Source organism: Paenibacillus sp. JJ1683 (assembly GCF_053006485.1).
Genome location: NZ_CM129820.1, coordinates 5125631 through 5142420, shown reverse-complemented (window position 1 = coordinate 5142420; position 16790 = coordinate 5125631). Strand labels below are relative to the sequence as shown.

Genomic DNA, 16790 nt, shown 5'->3' with positions numbered 1-16790 from the left:
GAGAGTGTAATCAACCAGATACTTGGAGCTTCGATGGGTGGAATTTAAGCACGAATCTATAAAAAATGAATCTATGGATTAGAGTAAGGCGATGTTGTTCCGGAGCGGTAAACCCGTTTGGATTTAGGAGCCTTAAAACCTGCCGGAGCGGTACTTGTATGGGGCTGCTCTTTTCAAATGTAAAGGAGGAAAGTGGTATGAGAGCGAAAAATAGTAGTAGTATTCTGTTCAAACGTTCCAAATGGCTGCCTGTCGTCATGGCCTGCACGATGATAGTAGGGGGGGCTTTACCTGCTCCAGCTGTGGTTCACGGTCAAACGGCAAAGACTATTACTATTAAAGTAGATACATCCAAGGAACGTAAGCCTATTAGCCCTTATATATACGGTACAAATCAGGATTTGGCAGGCGATGAAAATATGGCTGCCAGACGACTTGGTGGCAATCGAATGACCGGATACAACTGGGAAAACAATATGTCCAATGCAGGAAGTGACTGGCAGCAATCTAGCGATAACTATTTATGCAGTAATGGTGGCCTGACACAAGCCGAATGTGAAAAGCCAGGAGCGGTGACGACTTCGTTTCATGACCAATCGCTGAAGCTTGGCACTTATTCTTTAGTTACGTTGCCGATGGCCGGTTATGTGGCTAAGGATGGAAACGGAAGTGTGCAGGAAAGCGAAAAGGCCCCTTCCGCTCGTTGGAATCAGGTCGTAAACGCCAAAAATGCACCGTTCCAACTACAGCCTGATCTGAATGACAATCGGGTCTATGTGGATGAGTTCGTCCATTTTTTAGTGAACAAGTACGGCACTGCTTCAACAAAGGCGGGTGTGAAAGGATATGCCCTCGACAATGAACCCGCTCTCTGGTCGCATACGCACCCACGCATTCATGGTGAAAAAGTCGGAGCGAAAGAGTTGGTAGACCGGTCAGTCAGTTTATCCAAAGCTGTGAAAGCGATTGACGCAGGTGCAGAAATTTTTGGGCCGGTTCTTTACGGATTTGGCGCCTATAAAGATCTTCAAACTGCACCTGATTGGGACTCTGTAAAAGGCAATTATAGCTGGTTCGTAGACTATTACCTGGATCAAATGCGCCTTAGCTCGCAAGCCGAAGGCAAGAGATTGCTGGATGTATTCGACGTACACTGGTATCCCGAAGCGATGGGCGGAGGCATACGAATTACGAATGAGGTAGGCAATGACGAAACGAAGAAAGCCAGAATGCAGGCACCTCGCACCTTGTGGGACCCAACCTATAAGGAAGATAGTTGGATCGCTCAATGGAACAGCGAGTTTTTGCCCATACTACCTCGATTGAAGCAGTCGGTGGATAAATATTATCCGGGAACCAAGCTGGCAATGACCGAGTATAGCTATGGCGGCGAAAATGATATTTCCGGCGGGATTGCGATGACCGATGTGCTCGGTATCTTGGGCAAAAATGATGTTTATATGGCAAACTACTGGAAGCTAAAGGATGGTGTCAACAACTACGTTAGTGCCGCTTACAAGCTTTATCGCAATTATGACGGAAAAAACTCTACTTTCGGTGATACCAGTGTTAGTGCGCAAACATCGGATATTGTCAATAGCTCGGTCCACGCTTCCGTAACGAATGCATCCGACAAAGAACTGCACCTCGTTGTCATGAATAAAAGCATGGACAGCGCATTCGACGCCCAATTTGATCTTTCCGGCGCGAAGACTTACAGTTCCGGTAAAGTATGGGGGTTCGATAAAAACAGCTCGCAAATTAAAGAAGCAGCGCCAATCACGCAAATTTCAGGCAACCGTTTTACTTATACCGTACCGCCTTTGACGGCATATCACATTGTGCTGACTACTGGCAATGACACGTCTCCAGTGGAAGGTCCTGAAAGCTTTAAGCTGAAAGCTGAGGCTGGTGATGGGAAAGTCCATTTGTCCTGGGACGCTTCCGGCGGAATTGTAGGTTACAGCGTACAGCGGGCAACAGATGAAAACGGCCCTTTCGCTGCTGTAGCATCCAACTTGGTCGAAACGTCTTATACGGATACTAACGTAACAAACGGTACTTCATACTATTACAAAGTAACCGCCAAAACCAATAAGGGATCGAGCGAATCTAATATTTTGAAAGCGGTTCCGAAGACGCCTGTAAACGGTCCCGCTCGCTATGAAGCCGAAGAAGGCGCGCTGAAGGGAACCATTGTGGAATCCAGCGGGACCGGCTACTCCGGTACTGGTTATGTAACGAATTTCCACAATCCAGGGGATTCTCTGACGATGACGATTCAGGCTCCCACGGCAGGCTTGTACAATCTTACAATCGGCTACCGTTCTCCTCATGATGACAAACGCACCAATTTCTCATTAAACGGCAAAGCGTTTGGCGAACTGTTGCTTAAGAAAACGACTGATTTTAAAGAAACTTCCGGAGGCAAGGTGCTGTTGAATGCAGGCGCGAATACGATCGGTTTTGAAACAGGCTGGGGCTGGTACGATATCGACTACGTCAGGCTGGAGCCTGCTGCTGATCGCCCACCCCATGCGGTAACCAAAACGCTCACTAATCCGAATGCGACGGTAGAAGCAAAAGCATTGATGAACTACCTGGTTGATCAATACGGGAAGAATATGCTCTCTGGTCAAGAGGAAATAAATGAAATTGATTGGCTTCAAGCTAATGTAGGTAAAAAGCCGGCGATTGCAGCGCTTGACCTGATCGACTATTCGCCAAGCAGAGCGGAACACGGTCTTAGTTCCACAGAGGCAGAAAAGGCGATTGCATGGGATAAGCAAGGGGGGATCGTTACCTTTGCATGGCACTGGAACGCACCGAAAGGTCTGATCGATACGCAGGGAAAAGAATGGTGGAGAGGCTTCTATGCCGATTCGACCACATTCGATATAGAATATGCGATGAATCATCCAGAGTCTGAGGATTATAAATTACTTATTCGCGACATCGATGTGATTGCAGGGCAATTGAAGAAGTTGCAGGATGCGAAGGTTCCTGTCCTGTTCCGTCCTTTGCACGAAGCGGAAGGCAAATGGTTCTGGTGGGGCGCCAAAGGTCCTGAGCCTGTTAAAAAACTGTATATTTTAATGCACGACCGTTTGACGAATGTGCACAAATTGAACAATCTGATCTGGGTATGGAATTCTGTTGCTCCAGATTGGTATCCGGGAGACGAGTATGTGGATATTTTGAGCTTTGACTCTTATCCGCAAGCCGGTGATTACAGCCCGCAAATTGCAAAATACGAAGACCTTGTTGCATTGGGCAAGGACAAAAAGCTAGTTGCCATGAGCGAAAATGGACCGATCCCGGACCCTGATTTGATGAAGGCGTATCAAGCTCATTGGAGCTGGTTCGCTACATGGTATGGAGATTTTGTGAGAGACGGCAAACAAAACAGCCTTGAGCATCTGAAAAAAGTGTATAATCATCCGAACGTCATTACGCTGGATGAGCTCCCAACGAACTTAAAAACGTATGGCATTACTGAGCAGCCGCCCGTACCGGGCAGCTTCACGCTGAACGCTGCGGGTGAAACGGCGAAAGTATCGCTAAGCTGGACAGCATCGGCGAATGCGAAAAGCTATGAAGTGAAGCGTTCGGCGACTGAAAACGGCGCGTTCGCCACCGTAGCGAGCGATGTGTACGGAAGCAGCTACGCCGACACAGCCGTAACAGCAGACACGACGTATTACTACCAGGTGGTAGCGAAGAACGATGCAGGACAGACGCTGTCGAACACGGCTAGCGCAATGCCGAAAGCGGATACTCAGCAGCCGATGACAGGACTGCTGCTCCAATATCGCACAGCAGATAGTAAGGTGAACGATAATCACCTCAATCCGCAATTCCAAATTGTAAACAAAGGCACAACCTCCGTACCGATCAACGAGTTGAAAATTCGCTACTACTACACAATCGACGGTGACCGTGAGCAGACTTTCAACTGCGACTATGCGACGCTGAGCTGCTCAAAGCTGAATGGTAAACTGGTTAAAATGGAGAAGGTTGCAACGGGTGCCGATTATTATTTGGAAGTCAGCTTCAATTCGGATGCAGGCGTGTTAGCACCTGAAGGAAGCACGGGCGATATCCAAACCCGTATTCATAAGACAGACTGGTCGAACTATAACGAAAGTGACGATTATTCGTATAAAGGCACGCAAACCTCATATGCCGATCATCCTAAAGTTACCTTGTATCATAACGGCGTACTTGTTTGGGGAACCGAGCCGACAGCTAATTAAGATAAATGTTCGATCTAAAACATTGCTGAAATGAGCAGGGGCATTGTATCCTCTGCTCATTTTTTTTGTACAGAGCCTCTATAACTTTAAAATGGATAATGAAGGAAGGGATATGTTTGACTTTTATATTCAGATTAAAGAAATCACGAACTAAAATTACCTCATAATGTTAGAAAAGACGAAAAATATATTTTTTAGTTAAGAGGGGGATTGAAATGGAACATACACCTACGATCCGCTCGACGATAGAGACCGAACTCAAGCAGAGAGGCTATACATTTAGCAGCTTCAGTAAAATATCTGGAATTAACCGTGGTACATTTAGCACCATGCTGAACAGTAATCCACCCAAGCCGATTTCGGTTCGGCAGATGGACCTGATTACCAAGGCACTAGGATATCCCGATGGCTGGCTGTATGAGTTATACATAGATGAATGCTTTCACGAGGGGAAAGGACACTGGAAACGGATCAAGCCTTTTTTATTGCGTTGTGTAGATTTAGGAAGGAAGGACTGTATTCAAAAGGTATTGTCGAGATTAACGGAAGACTGGTCCTATGTGTCAACGGTATTTGAGTTTGCAGAAGAACTGCATAAAGTGGGAAAGAAAAATGAAGCTGTCCCTTTTTACGAGTGTGTGGTAGAGAACGAAAGATATTACCATTCGGAGCGGCTGGCAATCTGCCAGTATAGGCTGTTTTGTTATTCTCTAAATTCTGATTTGGATAATAATCGGCAAGCAGCTATAAGGTTTGCACCGTTTCCAAAGAACCTTCCCGAAAATTATCAACTAGACGCTTTGTTGAAGTTGACCAATACAAATTTCCAATTTTATGATTATGACATGGCTATACATTATGCGAAAGAACTTGAAGTATTAGTCACAGGTATTTTTTGGGACCAGGCTCAAGCAAGGGCGAAAAATCGTGAAGTTACACGTCTCAATACAGAAAGACATCTAATCGTTTATTATGGTCAAGCCTATTTAATGCAGGGAAATTCCTTAGAAAAACAAGGACTATATGAAGCAGCTATGAAGTTCATACCTTACTATGAAAATCTAACTCGGATTGAAGGCCTGGATGAGGTTGGAATGATAGAAGCAGAGAAATTCGAAATATGGGGGAAAGCCAATCGATTGAATCTACAAATTCTGATGGGGGATAAAGATAGTCTGCCTGCCTATGTTGAACTTATTAGGGATAATCCACAGGAAATATTACTAGGTCTATTAACCATTATAGAATCGGCCAATAATTACAGTTACTCAGTAGATGATACTTTGGTCCTTTTCGCCGAGGATATTAATAAATTTAGGGAGCTACGTACAAATATATCGTATTATCATACCAACAACAGTCTGCTGACATATTCTCGTTTTTTTCTTGAACTTAGTCGATATTTTTTTAGTAAGGGAAGCTACACCGAGGCAATAAACAATATGCTGATTAGTTTAGAAGCATCCTCTCAGTTGAACGATAAAACTTATTATATCAAGTCCATCACGCTATTGTTTGAGAAATATAAGGATCATTCGACTGAAGAACAACGGACAGAATATGAAAAAGCGATAAAAGCAGTGGAATATAATACGAGGCAAATGACCTCTTAGAGCAAAAAGGGCTATGTGTCTGTACCTAAAGCAGAAGATCACATAGCTCTTTTAGTTTATTGGACTAAATTGTTTGAAAAAAATTAGTGAATATCCGCTGTGAGGATTTTTATACACATTAAATTCCATAATATATTGAAATGGTGTAGAATAAAGGGTTGACCCCCATCCAATTTATTCATATAATTTCTAGTATATTGTAATTGATTGTCGAGGAGGGTGATTTTTTAAAATCATCTGAATACGCCGGGGGTGTTTTTATTGGAAAATGCAACCACGATTCGTTCGGAAATTGAGAAAGAATTAAAACTTGGTGGCTATACTTTTAATAGTTTTGGACAAGCTACGGGTCTTAATCGGGGCATTTTTAGTGCTATGCTTAACGGAAATCCGCCTAAGCCTATCTCCGTACGACAAATGGACTTGATCACTAAAGCGCTTAATTATCCCGAAGACTGGTTGTATGACCTGTATGTGGATGAATGTTTTTATGATGGAAGACCACATTGGAAAAGAGTTAAGCCGTTCCTTATACGCTGTGTTGAAGTAGGAAACCTGCAATGCGTGGAGAAAGTGCTCTCACGCTTAATGGAGGATCTTAATCACATCCCGACGATCTTTGCTTTGGCAGAGGAGCTATATGATGGGGGAAAGCTACAGGAGGCAATTCCTTTCTATGAGTGTGTAATTGAAAATGAAAAATATCAGCACTCAGAACGTTTGGCGATCAGTCATTATAAATTATTTGTTGCTTCTGTCGGTCAAGATTTGGAAAAAAATTTGGAATATGTTCTGAGATTTGTTCCTTATCGTAATCGCTTACCAGAGAGTTATCAGCTAGATGGGCTTTTAAAAATTATCAACATATATTTTTATCTACATAAATGGGACAGCGTTGAGAAGTATGGAGATGAGTTGTATACTCTCGCCAAAACTGTTTATTTAAATCGATATGAAAATAATAACACTAAAAGACGTGCTAGGGACGAATTTAAAACAGAGAAGAGTCTTGTTTTTTATTATGGATACGGATATTTATCTAAATCTACTGCTCTCCAAAAAATGGAGAAATTTGAGGAAGCACAATCGTATATTAAATACTATGAAGATCTAAGCTGGTTCAAAGGACTAGATTCAGAAGGCGAGCAATATGTAAAGATGTTCAGTCTCTGGGCAAAGGCAAACTCTTATACACTTGATATGCTTCTAGGAAAAAGGGACGTTTTAGTGGAATATATTACTTTTCTCAATCAACATCCGGAAGAAAAATTATCTGGTCTTTTAACTATCTTGGAATCAGCGAACAAATATAACTTCTCGGTAGATTATGTACTTGAAAGTTTTTCAGCAGAAATTGACCAATTTAAGTTTCTCGACGATGTAAAGAATAGAAATTATTATTGTTGTTTTTTATACCAACGGGCAATTTATGAGTATAAAAATAGTAGCTTTGAGAAAGGAACAAACTATGTTCTGGATTGTCTTGCTCTTTCATTAATTAGTCGGAACGATAGTGACTTTAAACAATGTGTCGCGTTGTTTGAAGTTTACAGAGAGTTTGCTACTAGTGAACAAAAGAGAAGGTATGAAAATATAATAAAGGAGGTGAATATCTATGAAAAAAGGTTATTTGATGGTGTTAGCCTTAGGTATTCTATTCTTTAGTATATTCCCTTTTTACAATCCAATTAATGTAGAAGCTTCTGATATGATTATAGTGTTTAATCATGGTATGGGTTGATTATATATGATTTTTAAAGCAGAGCTAGTACTTTCTAAGCCAATTCCTTTGAATTGGCTGTTTTGATGTATTCCGTTAAAGGGATGAAATGGGTTTTATTATATTTTTAACCTGTGGGGAAGGTATCAGCCTGTAAACTAATGTAAATACCACACTGAACAGGAGGTTTATTGATGTGAAATGGCAACAATTGGAGGAGTGCATCGAAGAAAAGCGAAAAGAATTAAATGAATTGGCGAAAGAGGTGGGATTGAAGGATCGACGGGTGTTGACCAAGTCTATGGAGTTGGATCGGCTCCTTAATAAGTACAGTGATTGGAAATATAGCTATCGTAGACAACAGAGCGTACCCCAAAGTTCACAGATCCAAGAGAAGCAACACGAGCTCGTCCTATCTTATTAACATCAAGCATCATAACAAGATAAAACCTAACTTCACCTTGGCTTCTATACATAGTGAGATATAGCATAAACAAAATAATCTCTATTACATCTCGTACGCCGCCCTTATCCACGTTGTTCGTACAGTTTATTGTTCTGCGTCTACATCAGAGCGGAAGCCATGTAACATGAGGATACATCTCAAAAAAAACCTCCCCATTCACGTTATGGCGTGAATCGGGAGGTTTTTGGGTTTTACTGCTGGAGCTGACGCAGCACAGTGATTTCGACACGGCGGTTTTTTTGTCGCCCTGCTTCGGTGCTATTGTCACCAACCGGACGGGTATCTGCATAACCCGCATACTGGAATCCTGATGGGGATAACTGCTCTCGGTCGATAAAGAACCGAAGTACAGACAGTGCACGAGCGCCGGAAAGCTCCCAGTTGTCCTTATAGGTCGATGAGTTGGAGGAGCGGGTGAATGGAATGTTGTCCGTATGCCCCTCAATGCTAATCGGTGTTTTTAAATCTCGGAACAGACTGGCTAATTTGGATAGCGTGTTTGCAGAGCCCTGCTTGAGTGCCGCTCTGCCTTGGTCGAATAGAAAGCGGTCATTCAGCGTAATGACAATGCCACGCGGTTGATCGGATACGAAAATCTGGTTTTGTAGCTTGTTGTCTGTAATATATTCCTGGATGACTCCCATTAGGTTTTGCAGTTCTTTTTCCTGCTTGCGAAAAGCTTGTTCACGCTCGGTGAGCTTGGTTGATCCCGCTTCCTTTTTATTAGAGGCCGGTTGCTTGGTCGCGGGTGGGTTCTTGCTGGTGTAACGATCGGCAGTACCCGTAATGCCCGAGCCTTGCTCCAAAATAGAATCTCCCTTGTGGAACGTATCCTGAAGGGATTGAACAACGACATCGTATTTCTTAGCATCCAGACTGCTCATGGCATACATCACGACGAAGAAAATGAGCAGTAGGGTGATCAGATCGGCATAGGTAATCATCCATCGATCTCGTTGGTCTCCACCGCCACCTTGACGCCCACGGCGCTTAGCGCGCGCTCTCATGGAAGTCCTCCTTTGGAGTAGCGCTCTCTGTACGTGAGCGACGAGGCGGTTTGCGATCTATATTTTGCTCTGAGCGGATAAAGAACTCCAACTTCTTGCGTACAAGCTTAGGGTTCTCTCCGTTTTGAATAGCCAGAATACCTTGCAGCAGCAAATCCATTGTGATAATTTCACTTTCACTGGCTGCTCTTATTTTGGACGCGATCGGCAGAAAGATCAGATTGGCGCTAGCAACGCCGTATAGTGTTGCGATAAAAGCCACAGCAATCGACGGCCCGAGCGCAGTAGGTTCGGTTAAGCTGCCTAGTACATGGATCAGACCCATGACCGTACCGATAATCCCCATCGTAGGGGCATAGCCGCCTGCCGATTCAAATATTTTGGCGTACCCCTCATGTTTGTGCCCAATAGCATCTAACTCCAGTTCTAAAATTTGTTTGATCTGTTCCTGTTCAGTGCCGTCAATAACGAGTTGAAGACCTTCCCGCAAAAATGCATTAGGATGCTCCGATGATATACGTTCTAACGCAAGCACACCGGATCGGCGGGAGGTGGCGGCCATGGAAACCAAATCTTCTATATATTGTTCCGTAGGATTGTCCTCACGACTAAAAGCCATCCGCAGAGCGGTGGGTATCGTCTTCAGCTTGGAGGCAGGGTAACTGATCACAACTGCGGCGAAAGTTCCGCCAAATACAATCAGAGCGGATGTGCCTTGAAGCAGCCCTGTGAATTCGCCGCCTTCCCATAAGAAGCCACCGATTAATGCTATGATTCCGGCGATGATGCCCAATACGATGGTGATATCCAAAATTTAATTCACTCCTATTCAAGACTTATCGTTTGCATCCACGGTAAGAAAGAGGTATAATACGGGAACAAACATTCTTATTCAACCATATTTCCCAAGTATCATTGCTCGGGAAATATCGACATAGAATTACAGGCAAAGACGTTAAAGCTCGATTGGTGTAAAAACATGATGTTTCCATTTTAGACGATAAGGGTGATGCAGGGCAATGAGTGATATCGTTGTTAGCGATAAGACTTTTGAAATTCAGTCGGAATTCCAACCTCAAGGCGATCAACCCCAGGCCATTTTTGAATTGGTAGAGGGAATTGCAGAAGGAAAGAAGCATCAAACTCTATTGGGTGCTACGGGAACAGGTAAGACGTATACCATCGCTCAGACTATTGCCAAGCTGAATCGGCCTACGCTGGTTATTGCGCATAACAAGACTTTGGCTGCTCAACTGGCAAGTGAGTTTAAAGAATTCTTTCCAAACAACTCAGTCGATTATTTTGTCAGCTACTATGATTACTACCAACCGGAAGCGTACATCCCTTCTTCCGATACGTATATTGAGAAGGATTCCAGCATCAATGAGGAGATTGATAAACTTCGCCACTCAGCCACAAGCTCTCTGTTTGAGCGTCGTGACGTTATTATTGTAGCGAGTGTCTCTTGCATTTATGGTTTGGGTTCCCCGAAAGAATATTCAAGCTTGCTGCTCTCGCTTAGAGTCGGCATGGAGAAACCCCGCAATCAGATTTTGTCCCGCTTGGTCGATATTCAATATCAGCGGAACGATATCAACTTCGTGCGGGGTACTTTCCGTGTACGAGGGGATGTTGTTGAAATATTCCCGGCTTCCCATGGAGAAAACGCGATACGCGTAGAACTGTTCGGAGATGAAATTGAACGGATTACCGAAATTAATGTGCTTACAGGTGAATTGATCGGTGAACGTGAGCATATCGCCATTTTCCCGGCATCTCACTTCGTTACTCATGAGGATACGATGAGGGTAGCACTGGTCAACATCGAACGTGAACTGGAAGAGCGCTTAGCAGAGCTGAAGGAGCAAGGGAAGCTGTTAGAGGCGCAACGTTTGGAGCAACGTACCCGCTATGATATCGAGATGATGAGAGAGGTTGGCTTTTGTTCCGGTGTCGAAAACTACTCGGGTCCACTGACATTCCGCGAGCGCGGAGCAACACCATATACACTGTTGGATTATTTTCCAGATGATATGCTGATCGTCATCGACGAATCTCATGTTACATTGCCGCAGATTCGTGCGATGTATAACGGGGACCAGGCGCGTAAAAATGTTCTCGTTGAACATGGTTTTCGTTTGCCATCTGCCTTGGATAACCGTCCGCTGAAGTTCGAGGAGTTCGAGGACAAAGTGAATCAGATTATCTATGTATCGGCTACTCCAGGCCCGTATGAGATGGAAAAATGCGATACGATGGTGCAGCAGATTATCCGTCCTACCGGTCTCCTTGATCCTATTATTGAGGTGCGTCCGAGCAAAGGGCAGATTGACGATCTCATTAATGAAATACGTCAGCGCATAGAACGTGAAGAACGGGTATTGGTCACCACACTCACGAAGAAAATGGCTGAAGATTTGACAGACTACTTAAAAGAAGTGGGCATCAAGGTTCGGTATATGCACTCCGAGATTAAGACTTTGGAACGGATGGCCATTTTGCGGGATCTTCGTCTGGGAACCTTCGATGTGCTGATCGGGATCAACTTGTTGCGGGAAGGTCTCGATTTGCCGGAAGTATCGCTGGTTGCGATTTTGGATGCGGACAAAGAAGGCTTCCTGCGTTCTGAGCGCTCTCTGATTCAGACGATCGGACGGGCAGCGCGGAATAGTGACGGACGTGTTATTATGTATGGCGATAAGATTACCGATTCTATGGATAAAGCGATTAAGGAAACGGAACGTCGCCGTGCGATTCAAATTCAATACAATGAAGAGCATGGGATTACCCCGCAAACCATCCGTAAAAAGATACGTGATGTCATTGAAGCAACCAAGACGGCAGAGTCCAAGAATGATTACCTTCCTAATGAGACGGGTAAACTTTCCAAGAAGGAGCGTCAATCCCTCATTCAGCGCCTAGAAGCAGAAATGAAGGATGCGGCCAAGAATCTACAGTTCGAAAGGGCTGCCGAGTTGCGTGATGCTTTGCTGGAATTGCGGGCTGATTAAACATTGGGAATAAGCTAGAAGCACAACATATTGATAATAGAATGTTTGATTGCTTTTAAGAAATAGTGAGGACGGCCAATGTGGTCGTTCTCTTTGCGATATATCACTTCCATCGGATCATCCAATGCGATATAGGATAACGTGAATTACGGCTAAGGAGATGAAACATTTGGCGAATGAAAGCATCATCATCAAAGGCGCACGCGCGCATAATCTCAAAAATATTGACGTGACGATTCCGCGGGACAAGTTCGTCGTCCTGACAGGGCTTAGCGGCTCAGGTAAATCATCACTGGCTTTCGATACGATCTATGCAGAAGGACAGCGGCGGTATGTGGAATCATTATCTGCGTATGCCCGTCAATTCCTCGGGCAAATGGAGAAACCGGACGTCGATTCGATTGACGGCCTGTCACCTGCCATTTCCATTGACCAAAAAACGACAAGTCGGAATCCTCGTTCTACGGTCGGAACAGTTACAGAAATCTATGATTACTTGCGGTTGTTATTTGCCCGAGTAGGTCATCCTCATTGTCCTGAACATGGCATTGAAATCACTTCACAGACCGTCGAACAGATGGTAGACCGCATTTTGCAATATCCTGAAAAGACACGGCTACAAATCCTGGCTCCATTGGTATCCGGCCGCAAAGGTGAGCATAAGACACTGTTCACTGATATAGCCAAGCAGGGCTTTGTACGGGTACGTGTGAATGGCGAACTGCGTGAATTGTCCGAGAAGATTGAATTGGAGAAGAACAAGAAGCACTCGATTGAAGTGGTCGTAGACCGGATCGTAGTCAAGGAAGATGTACGTGCGCGTCTGTCCGACTCTATCGAGACAGCACTGAATCTTTCAGGCGGACAGTTGCTTGTAGATATTATAGGGCAAGAGGAGTTGCGATTTAGCTCCAACTTTGCATGCCCGATTTGCGGTTTTAGCATAGATGAGCTGTCTCCACGGATGTTTTCCTTTAATAGTCCGTTTGGTGCTTGTCCAGATTGTGATGGGCTAGGAGTTAAAATGGTGGTTGACCCTGATCTGCTCATACCCGATCCAGAAAAAAGTGTAGAAGATGGGGCGTTCCAGGCATGGAGTGGAGGAACTTCCACTTATTATCCTCAATTTTTACAGTCCGTATGCGAACACTACGGTATTCCGCAGGACGTTCCTGTAAGCCAATTGACGTCAGAACAAATGAATCTTATTTTGCACGGAACAGGTGACCAGAAGATCCGTTTCCGCTATGAAAATGATTTTGGTCAACGTAAGGAAGCCTATGTGACCTTTGAGGGCATTATCCCGAACCTGGAGCGTCGCTACCGTGATACGGCTTCTGAGGGAATACGTGAATTTATTGAAGGCTTTATGAGTGCAAAGCCATGTAACACCTGTAAGGGGCACCGACTGAAAAAAGAAAGCCTGTCAGTAACGATTCAAGAGCGTAATATCGCTTATGTGACAGCTTTGTCTGTCGGGGAGGCTTCTCAATTTTTCCATACACTGAAGCTGAGTGAGAAAGAGCAGTCGATCGCCAACCTCATTTTAAAGGAAATTAACAGCCGACTGGGTTTCCTCGTTAACGTTGGTCTGGAATACCTGACTTTAAGCCGTGCAGCAGGTACGTTGTCCGGCGGGGAGGCACAGCGTATCCGATTGGCGACACAGATCGGTTCCAGTCTGATGGGTGTGCTTTATATTTTGGACGAGCCAAGTATCGGGTTGCATCAGCGAGATAATGACCGCCTGATTAGTGCATTGGAACATATGCGTAATCTAGGCAATACGTTGATCGTGGTGGAGCATGACGAAGATACGATGATGGCGGCCGACTATATCATTGACATTGGGCCAGGAGCCGGAATCCATGGCGGGATGATCATGTCACAGGGAACCCCACAGGAAGTTATGGAAGATCCGAATTCCCTGACCGGTCAATATTTGAGCGGGCGTAAGTTTATTCCGGTCAATACCGAGCGGCGCAAGCCTGCAGATAAGTGGCTGGAGATTCGCGGAGCCAAGGAGAACAATCTCAAAAATGTGAATGTCAAAATTCCATTGGGTGTTTTCACGGCTGTCACTGGTGTATCCGGGTCTGGGAAATCGACGCTGGTCAACGAAATTTTGTACAAAACGCTGGCGCGTGATCTGAACCGTGCGAGAGTACGTCCAGGTCAACATAAAGAAATTCGCGGGCTAGAGCATATCGAAAAGGTGGTTGAGATCGATCAATCGCCAATCGGCCGTACACCGCGTTCCAATCCTGCGACTTATACCGGTGTGTTCGATGATATCCGTGATTTATTCTCGCAGACGAACGAGGCTAAGGTTCGAGGCTACAAGAAAGGCCGGTTTAGCTTTAACGTTAAGGGAGGCCGATGTGAATCTTGCAGAGGCGACGGCATCATCAAGATTGAGATGCACTTTCTGCCCGATGTGTACGTACCCTGCGAAGTGTGCAAAGGCAAACGCTATAATCGGGAGACCCTTGAGGTTAAGTATAAAGGGAAGAGTATTGCTGATGTGCTGGAGATGACGGTAGAGGATGCAACAGCATTTTTTGAAAATATCCCGAAGATTCATCGCAAGATTCAGACGCTGATGGATGTAGGTTTGGGGTATATCAAGTTGGGTCAACCAGCGACTACTTTGTCCGGTGGTGAGGCACAGCGTGTGAAGCTGGCTTCCGAACTGTATCGTCGCAGCACAGGTAAAACCATTTATATTTTGGATGAGCCGACAACGGGTCTACATGTTCACGATATTGACCGATTGTTGACGGTGCTGCATCGTTTGGTTGATTCGGGAGAAACGGTGCTGGTTATTGAGCATAATCTAGATGTAATTAAAACAGCCGATTTCCTGATTGATCTGGGGCCTGAAGGCGGAAGCGGCGGTGGAACGATCTTGGCTACCGGGACACCAGAACAACTCGTAAAAGTCGAAGAATCCTATACAGGCCGATACTTAAAGCCGATCCTTGAACGGGATACACAGCGCAGCCAAGCGCTCCAGACCGTCGATCTTTAGATACTATTTAGTGTATGTTTTAGAAACCCTGCACAGGCAGGAAGGCAGAATACGAATTAGCGTATTTATGCTTTCCCGTTGGCAGGGTTTATTTTTTTTGTAAAAAAAGAAAACTTTTATCAAATTCCTGCGTTAAAGCATGTGACACATAGTTTACCAAGCGCTGGAATAATAAATCTATATGTATATTCATCGACAGAAAGTCTCTGAGTAATCTCTAAATTTTTGGAGTTTTGGATGTTTAGGCTCGGGCTTGAAGAGGTTAATATATAACTTATGATTATCTAGCATCATACGAAGTTCCGTGCCCCGTGACAACCATTACTAGTTGAAGCGAAACCGTCTATAGTTATATCACATCTAAGATTTATACCACATCTCTGAGGAAGTCATGAAGGGAGCTGGAACGTTTGAAGATTAAGCAAAGTAAAGTTCTACGTACACGTGTATACTCATGGGCAGCAGGAGTCACTATAGCGGCATGGTTATTGGGTTATAGTGCTGCACCGTCCTATGCCTCCGAGGTGTCCGAGGCGTATGCGCCCATACAAGCCGAGATCGAAACCAGTGCAGCGATTGGAACTATTAAAGATTCAGAAAACGCTCACAATTATATTCAGCCCGCAGCAAAGGGTGGGTTTTTAATGCTGAACGTCGAGGACATTACAGAAGCAAGTGTGGTACACGTCACGTACGGCAAGCTGGACAGTTCTCTGGAGACTGTATGGAAACACCAGCAGGACCTGAACGTACAACCGGGAACAAGTAGCAGGGGAGTCCAGCGGGAGACGTCAGATGGTGGGTTGTTGTTTCTGATTGATTATACCCAACCGAACGGAATGCGGGATTTGCAGGCTTCACGATTGGACGCGGATGGAAACCCCTTGTGGTCCAAAACATTACCGACTGATGGCTTGATATCTCAAGGGCAGGGTTCTCGGGTAGGACTGGAGCCACTTGAGGATGGCAGTTTTCTAGTCTCCTCACTGAACCTTGCGGAGCAGTCCTTCACTGTACTCAAATACACAGAAGATGGCGACATACAATGGAATCGAACGACGGCCGGGGTGACCTCAGGTTGGCTGGTTGGCAGTCACAATGGATATTATGCGCTTTTGAACAGCTCAGATGGTCCCGTGGGAGTACAAGCCGATGTGTATGGTCGTAATATCCGTGATGTCCATCTAGACTTAGGATCAGGTAAGGAAATTGCGGCGGTACGTGAGTTGTCCAGCGGTCATATTGCTGTAACAGGGCTTAAAGGAAACAGCAAGCGTACCCAGGTGTTAAGTAATGGTCTGCAATTGTTTAGTAATACAGAGGACTATGCCGCTGACCGGGTGTATCTGCCTGAGGAGCAGTTGTACGTCCAGTTCAGTGATCAATATGATCCACTGGGTAAAACCACGAAGATGCATGGCATTACTATCACAGGCTTAAAAGGAAATGGCACGAAGGTGTGGGAAACGAAGACTCATTATAAGGAAGATAACTCCTTCGGCATCCGATATGATACGGGATTGATATATAAGATTCCTTCAGGCTACGCGGTGGTGACATCTACAACAGGCGCTCAGAAGCCAATAGTACTCGATTTTGCGAAAATATTGATACCGGAGTAATCCGGTGTCTTTTTTTATGAAATCGAAGAAGTAGCAAGTAGGTATGGCACTGTGGTGTGGCATA

At 44.8% G+C, this 16790-nt stretch carries 9 protein-coding genes; 7 read left to right on the top strand and 2 right to left on the bottom strand.

Going from position 1 to position 16790, the window contains the following annotated elements; all coding sequences use genetic code 11:
* Positions 1 to 197 precede the first annotated feature (197 nt).
* The 4 genes from ACUC6J_RS22160 (at position 198) to ACUC6J_RS22145 (ending at position 8013) form a co-directional block, all read left to right on the top strand.
* A complete protein-coding gene (locus ACUC6J_RS22160; RefSeq protein ID WP_447249425.1) occupies positions 198 to 4256 on the top strand; it encodes a glycosyl hydrolase in 4059 nt (1352 codons plus the stop codon).
* Positions 4257 to 4471: 215 nt separating this feature from the next.
* Positions 4472 to 5869: a helix-turn-helix domain-containing protein gene (locus ACUC6J_RS22155; protein WP_019688759.1), complete on the top strand. Its 1398-nt coding sequence runs from the start codon at positions 4472 to 4474 to the stop codon at positions 5867 to 5869.
* Positions 5870 to 6130: 261 nt separating this feature from the next.
* Positions 6131 to 7534, top strand: coding sequence for a hypothetical protein (locus ACUC6J_RS22150; RefSeq protein ID WP_045244814.1), 1404 nt, complete (start codon positions 6131 to 6133; stop codon positions 7532 to 7534).
* Between the two features lie 251 nt (positions 7535 to 7785).
* Positions 7786 to 8013 carry an aspartyl-phosphate phosphatase Spo0E family protein gene (locus ACUC6J_RS22145; RefSeq protein WP_045244620.1) on the top strand — a complete coding sequence of 76 codons (228 nt, stop codon included), beginning with the start codon at positions 7786 to 7788 and terminating at the stop codon, positions 8011 to 8013.
* 233 nt (positions 8014 to 8246) lie between these two features.
* Here the strand turns inward: ACUC6J_RS22145 and ACUC6J_RS22140 are convergent, their stop codons facing one another.
* Both ACUC6J_RS22140 and ACUC6J_RS22135 read right to left on the bottom strand, forming a co-directional pair.
* A complete protein-coding gene (locus ACUC6J_RS22140) occupies positions 8247 to 9062 on the bottom strand; it encodes a flagellar motor protein MotB (protein ID WP_013373324.1) in 816 nt (271 codons plus the stop codon).
* The gene (locus ACUC6J_RS22135; RefSeq protein ID WP_016324776.1) at positions 9046 to 9873 is read right to left on the bottom strand and encodes a flagellar motor protein; all 828 of its coding nucleotides are present in this window, start codon (positions 9871 to 9873) and stop codon (positions 9046 to 9048) included. The genes ACUC6J_RS22140 and ACUC6J_RS22135 overlap by 17 nt, the downstream gene beginning before the upstream one ends.
* Positions 9874 to 10081: 208 nt before the next feature.
* On the opposite strand from ACUC6J_RS22135, the gene uvrB reads away from it, so the two are divergent.
* From uvrB to ACUC6J_RS22120, 3 genes are all read left to right on the top strand, one after another.
* Positions 10082 to 12073, top strand: coding sequence for an excinuclease ABC subunit UvrB (gene uvrB / locus ACUC6J_RS22130; RefSeq protein ID WP_013373322.1), 1992 nt, complete (start codon positions 10082 to 10084; stop codon positions 12071 to 12073).
* Positions 12074 to 12242: 169 nt separating this feature from the next.
* Positions 12243 to 15104: an excinuclease ABC subunit UvrA gene (gene uvrA, locus ACUC6J_RS22125; protein WP_016822963.1), complete on the top strand. Its 2862-nt coding sequence runs from the start codon at positions 12243 to 12245 to the stop codon at positions 15102 to 15104.
* Positions 15105 to 15514: 410 nt separating this feature from the next.
* Positions 15515 to 16726 carry a hypothetical protein gene (locus tag ACUC6J_RS22120; RefSeq protein ID WP_447249424.1) on the top strand — a complete coding sequence of 404 codons (1212 nt, stop codon included), beginning with the start codon at positions 15515 to 15517 and terminating at the stop codon, positions 16724 to 16726.
* The last annotated feature ends 64 nt before the right edge of the window (positions 16727 to 16790 follow it).